General features: G+C 54.3%; 23 protein-coding genes. 11 read left to right on the top strand and 12 right to left on the bottom strand.

Features of this window, described 5'->3' with window-relative positions; all coding sequences use genetic code 11:
- Positions 1–116: 116 nt before the first annotated feature.
- Positions 117–1,250 (bottom strand): cell division protein ZapE, encoded by a 1,134-nt coding sequence (gene zapE, locus CPH80_RS21100; protein ID WP_096281177.1) that lies wholly within the window; start codon positions 1,248–1,250, stop codon positions 117–119.
- A gap of 194 nt (positions 1,251–1,444) precedes the next feature.
- On the opposite strand from zapE, the gene CPH80_RS21095 reads away from it, so the two are divergent.
- Positions 1,445–1,873, top strand: a complete 429-nt coding sequence (locus tag CPH80_RS21095) for a YhcB family protein (RefSeq protein WP_096281176.1) — start codon at positions 1,445–1,447, stop codon at positions 1,871–1,873.
- On the opposite strand, the gene CPH80_RS21090 is transcribed toward CPH80_RS21095, so the two are convergent.
- From CPH80_RS21090 to CPH80_RS21040, 11 genes are all read right to left on the bottom strand, one after another.
- Positions 1,874–2,617, bottom strand: a complete 744-nt coding sequence (locus CPH80_RS21090; RefSeq protein WP_096281174.1) for a Nif3-like dinuclear metal center hexameric protein — start codon at positions 2,615–2,617, stop codon at positions 1,874–1,876.
- A gap of 169 nt (positions 2,618–2,786) precedes the next feature.
- Positions 2,787–3,839, bottom strand: a complete 1,053-nt coding sequence (gene hisC, locus CPH80_RS21085; RefSeq protein ID WP_096281172.1) for a histidinol-phosphate transaminase — start codon at positions 3,837–3,839, stop codon at positions 2,787–2,789.
- Complete coding sequence (hisD, locus tag CPH80_RS21080) at positions 3,832–5,142, bottom strand: histidinol dehydrogenase (protein ID WP_096281170.1); 1,311 nt, start codon at positions 5,140–5,142, stop codon at positions 3,832–3,834. Before hisD ends, hisC begins: the two co-directional genes overlap by 8 nt.
- Positions 5,143–5,169: 27 nt before the next feature.
- A complete protein-coding gene (gene hisG, locus CPH80_RS21075; RefSeq protein ID WP_096281168.1) occupies positions 5,170–5,808 on the bottom strand; it encodes an ATP phosphoribosyltransferase in 639 nt (212 codons plus the stop codon).
- A gap of 29 nt (positions 5,809–5,837) precedes the next feature.
- On the bottom strand, positions 5,838–7,100 hold the full coding sequence (murA, locus tag CPH80_RS21070; protein ID WP_096281166.1) for a UDP-N-acetylglucosamine 1-carboxyvinyltransferase: 1,263 nt from the start codon (positions 7,098–7,100) through the stop codon (positions 5,838–5,840).
- Between the two features lie 28 nt (positions 7,101–7,128).
- Positions 7,129–7,371: a BolA/IbaG family iron-sulfur metabolism protein gene (locus CPH80_RS21065; RefSeq protein ID WP_096281164.1), complete on the bottom strand. Its 243-nt coding sequence runs from the start codon at positions 7,369–7,371 to the stop codon at positions 7,129–7,131.
- A gap of 25 nt (positions 7,372–7,396) precedes the next feature.
- Positions 7,397–7,714 (bottom strand): lipid asymmetry maintenance protein MlaB, encoded by a 318-nt coding sequence (locus CPH80_RS21060; RefSeq protein WP_096281162.1) that lies wholly within the window; start codon positions 7,712–7,714, stop codon positions 7,397–7,399.
- A complete protein-coding gene (locus tag CPH80_RS21055) occupies positions 7,711–8,364 on the bottom strand; it encodes a phospholipid-binding protein MlaC (RefSeq protein ID WP_096281160.1) in 654 nt (217 codons plus the stop codon). Before CPH80_RS21055 ends, CPH80_RS21060 begins: the two co-directional genes overlap by 4 nt.
- Positions 8,365–8,403: 39 nt before the next feature.
- Positions 8,404–8,853 carry an outer membrane lipid asymmetry maintenance protein MlaD gene (gene mlaD / locus CPH80_RS21050; protein ID WP_096281158.1) on the bottom strand — a complete coding sequence of 150 codons (450 nt, stop codon included), beginning with the start codon at positions 8,851–8,853 and terminating at the stop codon, positions 8,404–8,406.
- A 34-nt stretch (positions 8,854–8,887) separates the two neighbouring features.
- Positions 8,888–9,670 (bottom strand): lipid asymmetry maintenance ABC transporter permease subunit MlaE, encoded by a 783-nt coding sequence (mlaE, locus tag CPH80_RS21045; RefSeq protein WP_096281156.1) that lies wholly within the window; start codon positions 9,668–9,670, stop codon positions 8,888–8,890.
- Positions 9,667–10,479: an ATP-binding cassette domain-containing protein gene (locus CPH80_RS21040; protein WP_096281154.1), complete on the bottom strand. Its 813-nt coding sequence runs from the start codon at positions 10,477–10,479 to the stop codon at positions 9,667–9,669. The genes mlaE and CPH80_RS21040 overlap by 4 nt, the downstream gene beginning before the upstream one ends.
- A gap of 277 nt (positions 10,480–10,756) precedes the next feature.
- Here CPH80_RS21040 and CPH80_RS21035 point away from each other — a divergent pair, with 277 nt between their 5' ends.
- The 10 genes from CPH80_RS21035 to CPH80_RS20990 all read left to right on the top strand — a co-directional run bounded on the left by CPH80_RS21035 (position 10,757) and on the right by CPH80_RS20990 (position 18,075).
- Positions 10,757–11,737 (top strand): KpsF/GutQ family sugar-phosphate isomerase, encoded by a 981-nt coding sequence (locus CPH80_RS21035; RefSeq protein WP_096281153.1) that lies wholly within the window; start codon positions 10,757–10,759, stop codon positions 11,735–11,737.
- The gene (locus tag CPH80_RS21030; protein ID WP_096281151.1) at positions 11,738–12,301 is read left to right on the top strand and encodes a KdsC family phosphatase; all 564 of its coding nucleotides are present in this window, start codon (positions 11,738–11,740) and stop codon (positions 12,299–12,301) included.
- A 2-nt stretch (positions 12,302–12,303) separates the two neighbouring features.
- Positions 12,304–12,924, top strand: a complete 621-nt coding sequence (lptC, locus tag CPH80_RS21025) for an LPS export ABC transporter periplasmic protein LptC (protein ID WP_227520285.1) — start codon at positions 12,304–12,306, stop codon at positions 12,922–12,924.
- On the top strand, positions 12,908–13,450 hold the full coding sequence (lptA, locus tag CPH80_RS21020) for a lipopolysaccharide transport periplasmic protein LptA (RefSeq protein WP_227520284.1): 543 nt from the start codon (positions 12,908–12,910) through the stop codon (positions 13,448–13,450). Before lptC ends, lptA begins: the two co-directional genes overlap by 17 nt.
- Before the next feature lie 27 nt (positions 13,451–13,477).
- Positions 13,478–14,203, top strand: coding sequence for an LPS export ABC transporter ATP-binding protein (gene lptB, locus CPH80_RS21015; RefSeq protein WP_096281147.1), 726 nt, complete (start codon positions 13,478–13,480; stop codon positions 14,201–14,203).
- Positions 14,204–14,384: 181 nt separating this feature from the next.
- On the top strand, positions 14,385–15,914 hold the full coding sequence (locus tag CPH80_RS21010; RefSeq protein WP_096281854.1) for an RNA polymerase factor sigma-54: 1,530 nt from the start codon (positions 14,385–14,387) through the stop codon (positions 15,912–15,914).
- A gap of 106 nt (positions 15,915–16,020) precedes the next feature.
- Positions 16,021–16,329, top strand: coding sequence for a ribosome hibernation promoting factor (gene hpf / locus CPH80_RS21005; protein WP_096281146.1), 309 nt, complete (start codon positions 16,021–16,023; stop codon positions 16,327–16,329).
- An 84-nt stretch (positions 16,330–16,413) separates the two neighbouring features.
- On the top strand, positions 16,414–16,884 hold the full coding sequence (gene ptsN / locus CPH80_RS21000) for a PTS IIA-like nitrogen regulatory protein PtsN (protein WP_096281144.1): 471 nt from the start codon (positions 16,414–16,416) through the stop codon (positions 16,882–16,884).
- Positions 16,885–16,913: 29 nt separating this feature from the next.
- Positions 16,914–17,798 (top strand): RNase adapter RapZ, encoded by an 885-nt coding sequence (gene rapZ, locus CPH80_RS20995; protein WP_096281142.1) that lies wholly within the window; start codon positions 16,914–16,916, stop codon positions 17,796–17,798.
- Between the two features lie 7 nt (positions 17,799–17,805).
- The gene (locus CPH80_RS20990; protein WP_096281852.1) at positions 17,806–18,075 is read left to right on the top strand and encodes an HPr family phosphocarrier protein; all 270 of its coding nucleotides are present in this window, start codon (positions 17,806–17,808) and stop codon (positions 18,073–18,075) included.
- The last annotated feature ends 79 nt before the right edge of the window (positions 18,076–18,154 follow it).

Here is an 18,154-nt window from a genome sequence, read left to right as displayed (position 1 = left end):
CTGATTATTGGTATTCACGAATATGTTGGAGGCTTCATGCACAGTGCTCGTGATGTAAGCACTATAGCTAACGCTGTATAGGGCTTTGATCAGTCAAAAGTATGATTTTATCCTTTTTAGGACTTGTGCGGGGCTTCCAGATATTCCTGCGACTGCATTTCAAGAAGGCGCGATTCAGTGCGTTCAAATTCAAAACTCAGGCGCCCACCGGAATAGAGCTGGGTAATGGGAGCAGCCGCAGAAATGATGACTTTCACATTGCGGTCGTAGAATTCATCAATCATGTTCACGAAACGGCGAGATTGGTCGTCTTTGTCGCCGCCGAGCACAGGTACATTACTGACAATAATCGCGTGAAACTGGCGCGCAATCTCGATGTAGTCGTTCTGGCTGCGGGGGCCGTCACATACATCTTTGAAATTAAACCAAACCACGTCGTCGGCGTGGGCCTGTGCCGGAATCTTGCGGCCGTTAATCTCCATCGTCTTGCTGTGCTTTCCCGCTTCGACCGCTAGGGAGTCAAAGCTTCTGCGCAAGCTGGCGTCTGCCTCTTCATCCAGCGGCGAGTGGTAAAGCTCGGCCTGCTCAAGGGTGCGCAATCGATAATCGACGCCGCCGTCTACATTCACGACATCGGTGTATTTTTTTACAAGCGCAATGGCTGGCAGAAAGCGGGCCCGCTGCAAACCATCCTTATAGAGGCCATCAGGTTTAATGTTGGACGTACATACTAGGGTGACGCCCCGCTTGAACAATTGATCCATTAGTGTTGCGAGGATCATGGCATCGCCGATGTCAGAAACGAAAAATTCGTCGAAGCAGATCACGCGGGTTTCGTTGGCGAATTTTTTGGCGACCAGATCCAGCGGGTTTTTTTGACCTTTGAAGATTTTGAGCTCCTTGTGAACCCGCTGCATGAACCGATGAAAATGCACGCGCATTTTGCGCTTGAACGGCAGCGACTCAAAAAAAGTGTCCATCAGGTAGGTTTTGCCGCGGCCAACGCCACCCCAAAAATACAGGCCTTTGACTGGCTCTTCCCTGCCCTTTTTTAACTTACGCCGCAATTTGATGATTGCTTTGCCGCGTTCGCTTTCCGCCTCCACGAGTTTATCGTAGAGTATCTGTAGGCGCTGCACCGCATCGACTTGGGCGGGGTCTTTAAGGAAGTCCGGGCGCTCGAGATCTTCTTGGTAGCGCTGCCAGGGAGTCTGGTTCGCAGTGGATTCAGAAGGCATAGAAGCTGTCATCAGCACATCCCGGGGTCTAATCGTTGATTTTGGGCGACTTATTATCGCGTATTTGCGGTTTTTTCGCCATGCGCAGAGGCTGTTGGGCAATACGACGATTGGCGCAGCATTCAGGCATGGGCTGAGGAGGCTGTGGGCGTTATACTGATCAATATGGCTTGGTTCATTTTTTAGGTAACAGGACGATACAGCATATGACAAACCTGATTTTGGCAGCGATTGCCGCACTTGTTGTTGGCATTGTCATCGGAGCGTTGGTTGGCCGCTCGGGGCGGGGCTCTTCTCTGCGGCAGCGCCGTGCGGAGCAGCAGGCTGAGGAGGTGCGTAATGAATACCTGCGTTATCAGGCCCAGGTGAATGAGCATTTTATGGAGTCGGCCCATTTGCTGCGTCGGTTTAATGATGCTTACCGCGATGTGAACCAGCATATGGCTCGCGGCGCGAATCGCTTGTGCAATGATGAGGAGTGGTTGGCTGAGCTTGCACAGGAGACGTCCAGCAAGCGCCTTGAGGAGGTTGGCGAGGATGGTGCTGAGCCGCCACGGGATTATGCGCCTGCGACTTCTGGGACTTTATCTGAGGACTTTGGGCTTAAGAAGGGCGACAAGCCTTCTGAGGCTTGATCAGACAGGGTTGTCGCAGTCTATGAAGCGGTGACTAACGCCAAATTCTTTTTCAAGTGCAGCTCCCAGGGCTTTTACGCCGTAGCGTTCGGTTGCATGGTGGCCAGCGGCGTAATAGTGGATACCGCACTCTCTGGCGGTGTGGGTAGTCGGTTCAGAGATTTCACCGCTGATGTAGGCGTCGAGGCCGGCATCAATTGCTGTGTTGATAAACCCTTGCGCTGCGCCGGTGCACCAACCTACTCGTTTGATTTCCGCTTTGCCGTCTCCGACTATTAGCGGTTCACGGTGGAGGGCTCGGGCAATGTGTAGGCCAAACTTTTCTGGGCTCATGGCTTCGGGAAGCTCACCTTCCCAGACTAAACCGTTTAGAGGCCGTGGATTCTCGATACCGAGAATGCCTGCTAGTTGGCGGTTGTTGCCGTATTCGGGATGGTCATCCAGCGGTAGGTGATGGGCAACTAGGTTGATGTCGTTGTCCAATAGCCGCTTCAGGCGTTCGCGTTTCATGCCTTGAATGCGCTGGTCTTCGCCTTTCCAGAAGTAACCGTGGTGAACGATCAGCATGTCGGCATTTGCGGCGATAGCGGCTTCTATTAATGCGCGGGAGGCAGTTACACCGGTGACAATCGTGTTTACGTCACTCTTGCCTTCAACCTGCAAACCATTAGGGCAATAGTCCTGGAAATTTTCAGGCTGTAGCCACTCGTTAATCTTCGCAAGAATAGCGTCACGTGTTGCCATGCTTGATCCTCTTTTAACTTAAACACTGGAGTTGCCGGCTAGCAGGGAGAGAGGGCGTTCCGGGAACCGCTACGAGCACATCCATGTGCGCTTGACTCCGGCCATCCATGGCCTCCGACATTCCCGGAACGCCCTCTCTCCCTGCCAGCCTTGATCAGACTTCAGTCGTTTACAGAGATTTAAGGCCAGAAATTAACGCGTCATTCTGCTCTGGCGTACCAATGGTAACCCTTAAAAATTCGCTAATTCTAGGCTTATTAAAATGGCGAACGATGACACCCTGCTCTCTGAGGGCTTTCGCCAGACTTTTACCGGACTTCTGTTCGTGACGGGCGAAAACGAAGTTAGCTTTGGAAGGCAGTACCTCAAAGCCCAGGCATTCCAGGGCCTCGGTGACACGCTCACGCTCAGAAATCACACCTTCACAGGACTTCTGGAACCAGGCTTTGTCTTCGTAGGCGGCTTTGGCGCCAGCCAGTGCAAGCCTGTCCAGAGGATAGCTGTTGAAGCTGTTTTTGACGCGATTCAGGGCTTCGATTAGATCCGGGTGGCCGATGGCGAAGCCTACGCGGAGGCCTGCCAAGGAACGGGCTTTAGAGAGCGTTTGGCAGACCAATAGGTTGGGATACTTATCAACAAGCTTGATGGCGGATTCGCCGCCAAAATCCACGTAAGCCTCATCGACCACGACAACACGCTCGGAGTTCGCCTGAAGGATTGTCTCTACGTGCTCAAGCCCAAGGTAACGGCCGGTGGGCGCGTTAGGGTTGGGGAAGATGATCCCGCCGTTGGGTTGTTTGTAATCTTGGGGATCGATTTCGAAGCTGTCTGTCAGGGGTACGGTTTTGCCTTCTATGTTGTAGAGGCCGCAGTACACCGGGTAGAAGCTGTAGGTTACATCCGGGTATAGGATGGGTTGGCCGTGCTGGAACAGGGCGTGAAATATGTGGGCCAGAACTTCGTCTGAGCCGTTGCCTAGGAATATCTGTTCTGGCTTTACGCTGTGGTAGTTGGCGATGGTGCCGCGCAGGCTTTCGCCTTCCGGGTCTGGATAGAGGCGGAGGCTGTCATTGAGTTCGGCCTGTATGGCTTCGATGACTTTGGGCGAGGGACCGTACGGATTTTCGTTGGTGTTCAGCTTTACCAGGTTGGCCATTTTCGGTTGTTCGCCGGGTACGTAGGGAACCAAACCTCTGACCAAAGGACTCCAGAATTTACTCATCGTATTTAATCCTATATTCCGCAGACCGCGCGTGGGCCGTCAGGCCCTCGCCTCTTGCTAAAACCGATGCAACCCGCCCCATCCGATCCGCGCCTTGGGCGGTGAAACCGATGATGGATGAGCGTTTCTGGAAGTCGTAGACGCCCAGCGGTGACGAGAACCGAGCTGTGCCGCTGGTCGGTAGCACGTGGTTTGGGCCTGCGCAGTAGTCGCCCAGGGCTTCCGCTGTATAGCGGCCCAGGAAGATGGCGCCGGCGTGGCGGATTTCATCCAGTAGGGTTTTGGGATCCTCTACGGACAACTCCAAGTGTTCGGGGGCGATTCGGTTGGAGACTTTGGCGGCTTCGCTTAGGTCGGCGACCTGGATCAGGGCTGCGCGGTCGGTCATGGAGGTGCGGATGATGTCGGCGCGCTCCATGGTGGGCAGCAGCCTGTTGATGCTGGCCTCTACGGCATCGAGGAAGCCCGCATCTGGGCTAATCAGGATGGACTGGGCTTGTTCGTCGTGTTCAGCTTGAGAGAACAAGTCCATGGCGATCCAATCTGGGTCGGTTTTGCCGTCGCAGATCACGAGTATTTCCGAGGGGCCGGCGATCATGTCGATGCCGACCGTGCCGAATACTTCGCGCTTGGCGGTGGCGACGAAGATGTTGCCGGGACCCACGATTTTGTCTACGGCTGGGATGGTTTCTGTTCCGTATGCCAGAGCACCCACTGCCTGTGCGCCGCCTACGGTGAATACACGATCAACACATGCGATAGCGGCTGCAGCCAATACCAAGTCGTTCACCACACCATCTGGAGTGGGAACCACCATGATAATTTCACCCACGCCGGCCACTTTCGCGGGGATGGCGTTCATCAAAACGGAAGAAGGATAAGCAGCTTTTCCGCCGGGCACGTAGAGACCAGCGCGATCCAGGGGCGTTACTTTCTGGCCCAGCACGGTGCCGTCTTCGTCCTGATACTGCCAGGATTTCTGATTCTGCCGTTCGTGGTAATCCCGAACTCGCGCTGCAGCTTTCTCCAACGCAACACGCTGATCTTCTGGAATGGCCTTCAAGGCTTGCTGCAAGCGACTCTGGCTCATTTCCAGTTCTGCAACACTGGCAACTTTTAGCCGATCAAACTTTTCTGTGAACTCCAAAACTGCCTGATCGCCACGGGTTTTCACTTCATGCAGGATATGACGCACCGTCTCGTTCACCTGATGATCAACACTGTCGTCCCAAGCCAGCAATTTCGCCAACTCACTGTCAAAGTCACTTTGGGAAGCGTTCAATCGCCTGATGTTAACGGTCATTTCTCAAGTCCTGCTTTGGATTACACGTTATCTGCGTTTATCAACGGCCGCAGCCATATTCTCAATAATGGGGTTAATCCGCTCATGCTTCATTTTCATGGAGGCACGATTCACCACCAGCCGAGTGCTGATGTGGTCGATCAGCTCCCGCGCTTCTAGTCCGTTAGCCTTCAAGGTATTACCCGTATCCACGATATCGACAATCTCATCCGCCAAGCCCAGAATCGGCGCCAGTTCCATCGCACCATAAAGCTTGATGATGTCGGCCTGGCGACCCTGCGCCGCGTAATACCGGCGCGCCAAATTGACGAACTTGGTTGCGACACGGATACGCCCAACCGGAGGGGTTTCGCCTTTGGGGCCTGCGGTCATCAGGCGGCAACGGGCGATGTTCAGATCTAACGGTTCGTACAGCCCTTCGCCACCGTGCTCCATCAGCACGTCCTTGCCGGTGACACCCAAATCCGCGCCGCCGTACTGCACATAGGTAGGCACGTCGGTTGCCCGCAGAATCAGTATGCGCACGTTCGGATGGGTGGTGGGAAACACCAGCTTTCGCGATTTTTTGATGTCATCGACCAGCTCAATCCCGGCTTCCGCCAGCAGTGGCAGGGTTTCGTCCAGGATTCGCCCCTTCGACAAAGCGATGGTAATGAAATCTGTCATGCGTCCTTCCGGTTTCCCGTGTGTGTCTGTCACGCTGGCAGGCGGCGGATACTCGCGCCAAGCAGCTGCAGTTTCTCTTCAATGCACTCGTAGCCGCGGTCGATATGGTAGATACGATCGATAATGGTATCGCCGTCTGCCAGCAGGCCTGCGATCACCAGGCTGGCCGATGCACGCAGATCTGTCGCCATAACGGGCGCTCCCGTAAGGTGGTCAACGCCTTTAATAATCGCGGCATTGCCTTCCAGGGTGATATCGGCGCCCATGCGGGTTAGTTCCTGCAAGTGCATGAACCGATTCTCGAATACGGTCTCTATGATGGTACCTGTGCCCTCTGCCACGGCGTTCATGGCAGCGAACTGGGCCTGCATATCCGTGGGGAACGCGGGGTAAGGCGCTGTACGAATATTGACCGCTTTCGGGCGCTTGCCTTTCATATCCAGCTCGATCCAGTTGGGGCCAGAGGTGATATGGGCGCCGGCTTCTTCAAGCTTTAGCAGTACAGCGTCGAGAAGATCCGCGCGGGTATCTTTCAATTTTACCCGGCCGCCGGTCGCCGCTGCCGCCACCAGATAGGTACCCGTTTCGATACGGTCTGGTAGTACGTTGTAGTGGCAGCCGTGCAGGCGCTCAACGCCTTCTATTTCAATGGTCGAAGTGCCGTGGCCAGTGATTTTCGCGCCCATAGCAATCAGGCACTCTGCCAAGTCCACGACTTCCGGCTCGCGGGCAGCGTTTTCGAGGATGGTTTTGCCATCGGCCAGCGTTGCAGCCATCAACAGGTTCTCAGTGCCGGTTACCGTCACTGTGTCCATGAAGATGTGCGCGCCTTTTAGGCGCCCATTGCTTTTCGCTCTGATGTAGCCGTTTTCTACCTTGATATCCGCGCCCATCTGTTCAAGGCCTTGGATATGCAGGTTTACCGGGCGGCTGCCGATAGCACAGCCACCAGGCAGTGATACTTCTGCTTCGCCAAAATGCGCAACCAGAGGCCCCAGTACTAGGATGGAGGCACGCATGGTTTTGACCAGCTCGTAAGGCGCGTGGAAATGCTTGATGGTATTGGCGTGAATTTCTACGCTCATTTTCTCATCAATCATCAAATCCACACCCATGCGGCCCAGCAGCTCGATCATGGTGGTAACGTCGTGCAGGTGCGGCAGGTTGCCCACGGTAACCGGTTCATCGGCCAGCAACGTTGCCGCAAGAATGGGAAGCGCGGCGTTTTTTGCACCGGAAATCCGGATTTCACCGTCCAGAGGCTTTCCGCCCCGGATCAAAAGTTTGTCCACAATAATAATCCTGTCGTGTGCGAGCAGTTCAGCCCTGGCGCGCAGCCCATTCAGCCGGGGTAAACGGTTTCGGGTGTAGGGCGTGAATAGTGCCATCCATCATTTGCTGAAATAGCGCTTTATTAATCAGTTGCTGCCGTTTGATGGTCGACAGGCCTTCAAAAACCTCACCTACGACTACCACCATGTAATGGCTACCGTCGATCTGTACCTGCACGTCGCAGTCAGGCAATGCTTCTTTGACCAACTCGGTGACTTGGGCGGCGTCCATAGTAACTCCTCGGGTATTTTTGAAATCAGGGGCGGGATTGTAACCAATCCTCGAGGTTGCTCAAAGCGGCAAGAGAAACAAGGCGTTCTGGCGCCTCTGCGAAAGACAGCGAAATGCCCTGTTTTTTAGCCAACCGACTCCAGCACAGGAGCATAGAGAGAACAGCGCTGAGGGTTGTGGACAAGCCTTGGAGATTAACCACTAGGCTTTTCGGGCTCTCACTGGCTGTTTTGATCAGCCGTTCGCCCTCGGCCCGTAGCGATATAACGGTGTGAACGTCGATTGCGCCGGAAACCAAGAGCACGCCTTGCTTTAACTGCACGCTTGGGGCTTCTGCACTCATGATTTGTTTACTTCATTTTCTAGATTGAAAGATTTCACGGCATCGCTCCACCCGTCAATCACAACCTGAAGCTGCCCGCGGCTTGCTTCCATTTCCTGGGTAAAGCGATCCCGGAATGAAAGGCCTATGTTAACCCCTTCGACAATCACGTTTTCCATCATCCAGTCGCTATCTGCCTTGCGGTACATGGAGTAAGTCACGGAATGGCGGTTGCCAGAGGCCGTAATCACTTCCATCGTCACCGAAGCACGGTTGTCATCCTGCGGATTAATCGTGGCGTCGTTCACTTTGATTTTGAAATCTTCGGCGCTTACCAAAGCTTGGGCGTAGCTGTCGAACAGGCTGCGCTTGAACTTAACGACAAATTCGTCCCGCTGCTCAGGCGAAGTCTGGCGCGCATAGCGCCCCATTACCCGCGCGGCGATCCGGCGAAAATCCACGAAACCGTCTAAAGCATCGTCCATATTTTTGTAGAAAGCTTCCGGATCACGTTCGTAAAGCCCGCGTTCCGCATTAAGCTGATCCACCAGCTGCTGGGTGTTGTCGTCTACGTACTGCAGCAGGTCTTCTTCTGGGCCCGCCTGAGCGGATGCCACACAAAACGCCATCAGGGTCAGTGCGAGAAAAAATCGTTTCGTTAATGCAATCATCTGAGTTCTCCTGCGCTATATCGGAGCCGGTTGAGCGGCTTACTTGCCAGATGCGAAATTGCTGATCAGCCGCTCAATATTCATGGCGGACTGAGTGGAATAAAACGTATCACCAGCTGCGAGAGAGTCCATTTCCCCACCAATGGATATATCAATGTACTGCTCACCCAATAGACCGGATGTACGTATTACTGCAGCGCTGTCGGCCGGAATATTGTCTACGTCGCCATAGATAGACATGGCCACACGCGCTTGAAAGGTTTCTTTGTTCAGGCTGATGGAATCGATACTGCCTACCGTTACCCCCGCCATAGAAACCCGGCCCCGGGGCGTGATGCCGCCGGTGTCGTTAAAATCTGCGTAAATAGTGTAAGTGCTTTCGGCGGATTTTGGCGATAGCCCGCTTACCTGTAGCGCCAAAAACAGCAACGCAGCCAGCCCGGCCAACATAAACAGGCCAACTGTGATATCCGTTTTTCTTTGTGTCATTACCGGCTCCCGGTGTTATCTCGTCAGTCGTTTATTAGAAGTTGCCGAACATTACGGCGGTGAGCACAAAATCTAGCCCCAGCACGGCCAGCGAGGAGTACACCACGGTTTTCGTGGTGGCCGAGCTGATTCCTGCTGATGTGGGTACACAGGCATAGCCTTGGTAAACGGCAATCCAGGCGCACACAAACCCGAATACAACGCTTTTGATCACGCCGTTTACCACGTCGTCCCAGAAATCCACGGAGGCCTGCATGTTGCCCCAGTAGGAGCCTTCAAACACGCCAAGCCATTCTACGCCAACCAGCATGCCGCCCCAGATACCCACTGCAGAGAAGATAACCGCCAGCACCGGCATCGCCAAGAAACCTGCCCAGAACCTAGGCGCAATAACCCGGCGCAAAGGATCTACGCCCATCATTTCCAAACTGGACAGCTGCTCGGTCGCTTTCATCAGGCCAATCTCGGCCGTGAGCGCAGAACCTGCGCGCCCAGCAAACAGCAAAGCGGTTACAACCGGCCCCAGTTCGCGCACAAGAGTAAGCGCTATCATCTGGCCGATCGCCGCTTCGGAGCCGAAATCGCTCAGAATCGTGTAACCCTGAAGGCCCAGCACCATGCCAATGAACAGGCCAGACACCACCACAATGGCCAACGACAACACGCCGACCGAATACAGCTGTTTCAATAATAGAGGAAAGCCGGTTGCCAGGCGCGGAACACCTACCAGCGCGCTCGCCAGAAAGCGGCCGGCGCGACCAAAGGCGATCACGAGACCCACCCCACTGCGCCCGAAGGACGCGACCCAATCGATCACGACACACCTCCCACAAGCCCGAAATCCTCAGCCGCCGCAGCAGATGGGTAGTGGAATGGCACAGGGCCATCCGGATACCCCTGCAAAAACTGCCGCACCTGTTCTGACGGATGTTCCTGCAGCTCGGCTGGCGTGCCGGTACCGATCACTTTTCCGTCGGCAATAATGCATGCGTAATGGCAAATGCTCAGAGACTCTTTTACATCGTGAGACACCAGAACACTGGTAAGCCCCATGGAACTGTTCAGATCACGGATTAATTTTACCAGCACACCCATGGCGATCGGGTCCTGGCCGGCGAATGGCTCATCGTACATGATCAGTTCCGGGTCCATAGCGATACTACGGGCCAAGGCGACACGCCGGGTCATACCACCGGAAAGTTCAGACGGCATCAGTTTGCGCGCGCCCCGTAGGCCGACAGCCTCGAGCTTCATCAGCACAATGTCGTGAATCATGTCTTCAGGGAGCTTGGTGTGTACACGCAAGGGAAAGGCCACGTTCTCGAATACACTCAGATCGGTAAACAGCGCACCGCTCTGGAACAACATGCCCATTTTTTCCCGCAATGAATAAAGTTCCTTGCGGCCCAGCTTCGGCACTGAGTGGCCATCCACGGTCACGTCGCCGGAATCTGGCTGTAGCTGGCCGCCGATCAGTCGCAGCAAGGTAGTTTTGCCGCTGCCGCTGGGGCCCATAATGGCAGTGATTTTCCCACGGGGAATCTCCACGGACACACCGTCAAAAATACGGCGATCAGCGCGGGAAAACACAACGTCCTTCAGTGAAATGTACGAGCGTAAACCCATAGTCCTTACCTTTCAGCTCATAGCCCTTAGCTTTCAGCTCATAGCCCTTAGCTTTCGGCCCATGGCACTTAGTATTCAAAGAGCGGCTACATTATGCCAAGGAGCGCTCAAGCTCAATCGATGGTTCTTAAAATGAATTGATAGCAATGATCAATTGCCGTAACCCGACTGCTCAGCTTGCGGGAAATGTTATACTCCACCAACCTAATCGCAACCCTCTTCACAACCCCGTCTTTTCAAATAGAAGGCGCCAACGAGAAAGCAGGTTCTTCGCCCGATGACTGAATGCAGAACGTACGATTTCCGTAACCCCGCTCTCCAGGCCATCCGCATTGAGCGGGATGCAATCAGCGCCTTGGAAAACCGCATCGACGACCACTTTATACGTGCTTGCGAAGTAATCATGGCATGCAAGGGCCGAGTTGTGGTGACCGGCATGGGAAAATCCGGCCATATTGGCCACAAGATTGCGGCCACGCTTGCCAGCACCGGAACCCCCTCATTCTTTGTTCATCCCGGGGAGGCCAGCCACGGCGACATGGGAATGATTACAAGCCAGGATGTGGTTATTGCTATTTCAAACAGTGGCAACACCAGCGAGGTGGTTACCATTTTGCCACTTATCAAACGCATGGGCGCACCTCTGATCAGCATGACCGGCAACCCCAACTCCACACTGGCAAAAGAGGCGGTGGCGAACCTAGATGTAAGCGTTGAAACAGAGGCTTGCCCGCTCGGCCTAGCACCGACATCCAGCACAACCGCAACTCTGGTGATGGGCGATGCCTTGGCCGTCGCGTTGCTGGAAGCCCGTGGCTTCAGCGCGGAAGATTTTGCATTCTCACATCCCGGCGGCAGCTTGGGGCGCAAACTCTTACTGCGCGTATCGGACATTATGCATACCGGCGACCGCATACCCATCGTAAAAGAGGACACCACACTGAGCGGTGCTTTGCTGGAGATGTCCCGCAAAGGGCTGGGCATGACCACCATTGTGAACGCTACCGGCGCCATGTCAGGCATTTTCACCGACGGCGACTTGCGCCGGACTCTCGACAAAGCGATCGACGTGCACACCACCCCCATGCGAGATGTGATGACACGCAACGGAAGAGCCATTCAGCCTGACCAGCTTGCTGCAGAAGCGCTTAACGTGATGGAAGGCTTGAAAATCAGTGCGCTCCCGGTTGTTGACGCCCAAGGCACTCTAGTCGGTGCCATCAACATGCACGACCTGCTTCGGGCCGGAGTGATTTAAATGGCAGATCTTAAAAACCCATGGGCAGAAAACTGGCCGGAAACTCTGCTCGCCAAAGCTTCGCGTATCAAGCTTGTCGCCCTAGACGTTGACGGCATTATGAGCGATGGCAAGATCTACTTCAGCGCCAAGGGCGATGAAGTGAAAGGCTTCAATATTCTGGATGGGCTGGGACTGAAACAGATTATGGCGGCGGGAATCAACGTTGCCGTCATTACTGGCCGCAGTTCACCGTTGACCGAAAAACGCATGCAAGACCTGGGGATTCCCCATCTAATGCAAGGGCGCGAAGATAAAAAGGTCGCCCTGCAAGAATTGGTGAGCACACTGGGCATACCGCCGGAGGCAATCGCCTATATGGGCGACGACTTGCCTGATTTGCCGGCCATTCGCTACTCAGGCCTTGGCGTAACGGCTCCTAACGGCTATTGGCTGGTGCGCGAGCATGCGGATTACTGCACCCAGGTTACCGGAGGCAATGGCGCGGTACGAGAGTTATGCGACCTGCTGCTGACCGCCGGGGGGCATTTAGACGCCGCCCTAGCGCCCTACCTGGAGCGTTAACCATGGCAGAGAGCGTTAAAAGCAGCCGGATCTCCACGCTGGCCATGGCGAACAGGCCCCGGCTACGCATGCTGGCATTGGCGCTCACTATTGCAGCCACAATGTTCCTGCTGTGGCGAGGCGATGAACCGCCAATGTCCAGCTACAGTGACGCCCGACAGCTTCGGGGCGAAGCAGAACCCGACGGCTTTGTAATCAACAGCAGCTACACGTCGTACGATGAAGCTGGCCACCGCAAGATCGTTTTTACAAGCCCGCGCATCGAACAGTTTGAAGAAGGCAACCTCGCTATTATGGAGTCGCCCAGCGCAGAACTGTTCAGCAAGTCAGAAGAAGGGCCTTGGGTTCTGAATGCCGAGAAAGGCAGCCTACAAAGGGATCAAGACATGTTATTCCTTAGCGGCAACGTTCGTGTGCTACGAACCATTGGTGACCGGGAAGCAACGTTGAATACTGAAAGCCTGACCTTGGACAATCGCAAAGGCACTGTCTATACCGATGATCTGGTAGAAATTACCGACAGCGTTGGCACTACCCGGGCAAAGGGTATGAAGGCGTGGATCGATAAACGCATTCTGGAACTCAATTCCCAGGTGGAAGGACGTTATGAAATCGCTAAATAACTCTATGCGCACGTTACTGGCTGTGATTCTGGCCGCATACCTTGTAAGCCCGGCTTTAGCTTTTGATCTTGATTCTGACATGCCAATTACCGTAGGCGCAGACAGTGCCCGCCTAGACGATGGCAAAGGCATTGCCACCTATACCGGAGCAGTAGAGCTGGTTCAGGGTAAAACCCGCCTGACAGCGGAACGCGTGGTTCTGTACCGCAACGCCGAAGGCCTCAACCGTATTGAGGCAACCGGTTCTCCCGCCCGCTACCAGCAACCGGTCACCAGCGGTGAAGGTGAAACCGATGCCAAAGCCCGAAACATCACTTGGTCTGCCACTGACAAGCAGCTTACCTTTGAGCGGGAGGCGGTGATTGAGCAAAATGGCAACGTATTCCGCGGTGACATTATTCATTACGATACCGAGCAGCGAGTGGTCACCGCAGAAGGCAGCCAAGATACTGGCTCCGGCCCCGGCCGAGTTGAGATGGTTATTCAGCCCCGCAGTGGCAACATCAGCAGCGACTCCAGCAATTAACAGCAGATAACAGTAAGCAGGAATCCGATGGCAGTTCTCAGAGCGAGTAACCTGGCGAAAAGCTATAAGCAGAAAAAAGTGGTCATTGATGTCTCGCTGGAAATTCGCAGCGGTGAGATTGTCGGCCTGCTCGGCCCGAACGGTGCAGGAAAAACCACCTGCTTCTACATGATCGTGGGGCTGGTGAACGCCGATAACGGCCGCATAACCATCGACAGCGAGGACATCACGCCGTTACCTATGCATGGCCGCGCCCGCAAAGGCATTGGCTATCTGCCGCAAGAGGCCTCGGTATTCCGCAAGCTTTCGGTGCGGGATAACATTATGGCGATTTTGGAAACCCGCAAAAACCTAAGCCGGGCGGAGCGTTTGAGCAAGCTCGAGCAGCTGTTAGAAGAGTTCCACATTACCCATATCCGCGACAGCATGGGCATGGCACTGTCTGGCGGCGAGCGGCGTCGGGTGGAAATTGCCCGGGCCCTGGCCATGGAGCCGGCCTTCATTCTGCTTGACGAGCCCTTTGCCGGGGTGGACCCAATCTCCGTGAGTGATATCAAACAGATCATCCGCCACCTGCGGGATAAAGGCATAGGCGTGCTGATCACCGATCACAACGTGCGCGAAACCTTAGATATCTGCGAGAACGCTTACATCGTGTCTGGCGGACATATTATTGCCTCCGGAAACTCCGAGGCGATCCTTGCCAACCAGCAAGTCAAAGAAGTGTATCTTGGCAATGAGTTCCGCTTGTAGCGTCTGCTTTTTGACACGATGAAACACCCGTTCGATTGTTTTGCTGAGCGGGAGCAAGTAAACTCGGCAGAGAACTTGCAAGGGCTTCACCATATGTCGCCAAGTAGCCGACATATAAAGATTTTTTTGGCCGATGCAAGAAATTCCGAGTGGGTAGAGTGACGGATCCTGAGCGATGGTTATGAAAGCCTCATTACAATTAAAGCTGGGTCAGAGCCTAACAATGACGCCCCAGCTGCAACAGGCTATCAAGCTTCTGCAGTTATCAACTCTCGACCTTCAGCAGGAAATCCAGCAGGCCCTGGAATCCAACCCCCTGCTGGAAACCTCTGAAGACGACGACCAGGTTGAAACGCCGTCGGCAGACGATGATCATAATCAAGACAACACCCCCGACGAATCCTCTCCGGATGCGGCTGCTGACGCTGCCAGCTCTGACTGGGATGAGAGCGAAAGTGCCCCCGACTGGCAATCTGAAAACGAAATCCCCGATACGCTTCCCGACGATCTTCCCGTTGATACCGCCTGGGAAGATGTTTACCAGTCCGCCCCTACCCCGGCTGCGCGGAATGACGACGAAAGCGACCACGATTTCGAAACCCGGAACTCTCCAACGGAAACACTCAGGGATCACCTTGAGTGGCAGCTGAACCTCACCACCTTTAACGAGCGCGACCAGGCCATTGCCCACGCGCTGATGGATGCGGTAGACGATCGCGGGTATCTCACCAGCCCTGTTGAGGATATCTACGCAGGCTTAGCCGACGATGCGGATGAAGACCCTCTTGAGATGGATGAAGTGGAAGCCGTTTTACGTCGGCTGCAGTACTTCGACCCGCCTGGGGTTTTTGCCCGCGACCTTCAAGATTGCCTGCTAATCCAACTAAACCAGCTGCCACCCGAGACCCCTTGGCTCGCCCAAGCACGGCTGGTTATCACCCATTACATAAACCTGCTGGGCAATCGCGATTATGCCCAGCTGCTTCGCCGCAGCCGGCTTAAAGAAGACCAGTTACGGGATGTGCTCGCCTTAATTACCAGCCTCAACCCGCAACCCGGCGACATCATTGATCGCACTGAACCGGATTACGTGATCCCCGACGTTATCGTGCGCAAGCACAACGACCGCTGGCGAGTGGAGCTGAATCCTGACATTGCGCCGCGCATACGCGTGAATGCCAGCTATGCTTCATTAATAAAGCGAGCTGATAGCAGCGCTGACAACACCTACCTGCGGGACCAACTGCAGGAGGCGAAGTGGTTTATCAAAAGCCTGCAAAGTCGGAACGAAACACTGCTGAAAGTTGCCACCCGCATTGTTGAATATCAGCAGGGTTTTCTTGACTACGGGGAGGAAGCGATGAAGCCGTTGATTCTCTCGGATATTGCCCAGCTTGTGGAAATGCATGAATCGACCATTTCGCGTGTAACCACGCAGAAATACATGCACACGCCACGGGGTATCTTTGAGCTGAAGTACTTTTTCTCCAGCCACGTCAGCACCGACGAAGGCGGCGAATGTTCCTCTACCGCTATCCGCGCCATGATCAAAAAACTGGTTGCGGCAGAAACACCGAAAAAGCCATTGAGTGACAGCAAGATTGCGGCCATGCTGGGAGAACAAGGAATCAAGGTGGCGCGGCGTACGGTTGCAAAATACCGCGAGGCGATACACATTCCGCCCTCAAACGAACGCAAGCGCCTGGTTTAAACTCGGCATTTTTTACCGACGTATAGGGATTTCGCAGGCACGTTCATGTGCCCGCACATCATACCGGCTCCCCCCGAGCCGGAGTGGATGACAACAGGAGACGTCTATGCAACTCAACATTTCAGGCCATCACGTAGAGCTGACTCCCGCATTAAAAGACTATGTATCCGAAAAATTTGAACGGCTAGAGCGACACTTCGACCATATCAGTAACTGTCAGGTGACTCTGGAAGTGGAAAAAGTTCGTCAGATCGCGGATGCTACGCTCCACGTGGTGGGTGGCGAGATTCACGCAAAGGCGGAGAACGAGGACATGTACGCAGCAATCGACGGGCTCGTCGACAAGCTTGACCGGCAGATCCTCAAACACAAAGAAAAGAGTGTAGACAGGATGCAGGGAAACATCGCCCGCTAGGCGATTGTTTTCAGGCATGTTATCTAATCAGGCTGCGGCACGGGCAACGTGTCGCAGCTTTTTTAACAGAAACACGGTCGATTCATGAGTGACACATCCCTGACAATAGACAACATTCTTGCGCCGGAGCTGACCCTGTGCAAAGTGCCCGCGTCGAGCAAAAAGCGGGTTCTGGAATTCATTGCCGAGCAGATCCACCAGCACAATCCCGCTCTCAGCGAGGGCCAGATTTTCAACAATCTGATCGCCCGTGAGCGACTGGGCAGCACCGGAATCGGCCAGGGAATAGCGATCCCTCACTGTCGCCTAGAGGGGCTCGAAAAGGTTATTGGCGTGCTGATGACTCTGGAAGAAACCGTCGAATTTGATGCTATTGATAACCAACCGGTGGATCTTTTGTTTGCACTTGTTGTGCCCAAAGAAGCCACTAGCGAGCATCTTGAGTTGCTGAGCCAGCTTGCGGAAAAGTTCAATGAGCGCGCTTTCTGCGACCGCCTCAGGCTGTGCAAAGATGCAAGCACGCTTTACCAAAGCATGACCGCCGAAAGCGGCTGATATCCACTCTGACAACAGGCTGTTTCACCATGAAGCTGATCATCGTCAGTGGCCGGTCCGGCTCCGGCAAGAGTACCTCCCTTCACGTACTGGAAGATCTGGGTTACTACTGTATTGATAACCTGCCTATCGGGCTTTTATTCCCTCTTACGCGGGAGGCAGCTGACCAGAGCCCTCCGGGCCGGCTCGACAAAATGGCGGTCAGCATAGATGCTCGCAACCTATCTGCCGAATTGGCCAACTTCGAAGAAATTTACCGCAAGCTTCGCAAGGCCGATATCCAGGTAGAGATCATTTACCTGGATGCCGATGAGCAATCATTGCTGCAGCGATTTCACGCCACCCGTCGCAAGCACCCTCTAAGCGATGACAAAACATCCCTCAGAGAAGCCATCAACAGCGAGAAGGGCCTGCTGGAGCCACTTGCCAAGCTTTCAGACCTCTACATCAATACCAAAGGCCTGTCGATGTACGAGCTGCGGGATATGGTTAAGCAGCGTGTGGCCGGCCGTAAAGACCAGGAGCTGGCCCTGCTATTCCAATCTTTTGGCTTCAAACACGGTGTGCCACTGGATTCCGATTACGTGTTTGATGTGCGCTGCCTACCGAACCCGCATTGGGATACCAGCCTGCGTAAGTTTACCGGCATAGATCAGCCGGTTATTGAGTTTCTTGAGAACGAGCCTGCCAGCCTAAAAATGGTGAACGATCTTATTGGCTTTCTGGAAAACTGGATTCCGTCTTTTGCCGACAGCAATCGAAGTTATATGACTATTTCTATTGGCTGCACCGGCGGACAGCACCGATCGGTTTATGTTTGCGAACAGTTGGGGCGGCATTTCCGCGAACACAGCAGCAACGTGCAAGTACGTCACACTGAATTGCGGCACTTGCAGGCCCGGAAAGAGATCTGATTTGTCCGTGATACGCCATCCTATTGTGATTATAAATAAACTTGGACTGCATGCCCGGGCAACGGCAAAACTCGTTGCCACCGCATCACGATTCGACAGCTCCATAAAAGTCTGTGGTAAAGGCCGTGAGGTGGATGCAAAAAACATTATGCAGGTTATGATGCTCGCCGCTAGCAAAGGCACAGAAGTGGAACTGGTGGTCGATGGCACGGATGAGCAACACGCTATCGATGCCCTTGCTGCTCTCATTAATGACTATTTCGGGGAAGGCGAATAGGTCGCCTTTTTCACAGCAGCTCCCTGCGGCTCCCTGCAACTCTTTCTCACGCGCGCTGGCTAACTCCGTTATAATGCGG

This window comes from Marinobacter sp. LV10R510-11A, from assembly GCF_900215155.1.
Lineage (GTDB): Bacteria > Pseudomonadota > Gammaproteobacteria > Pseudomonadales > Oleiphilaceae > Marinobacter.
Note: the sequence above shows the minus strand (reverse complement) of the source record. Positions and strands in the feature narration are given on the sequence as shown.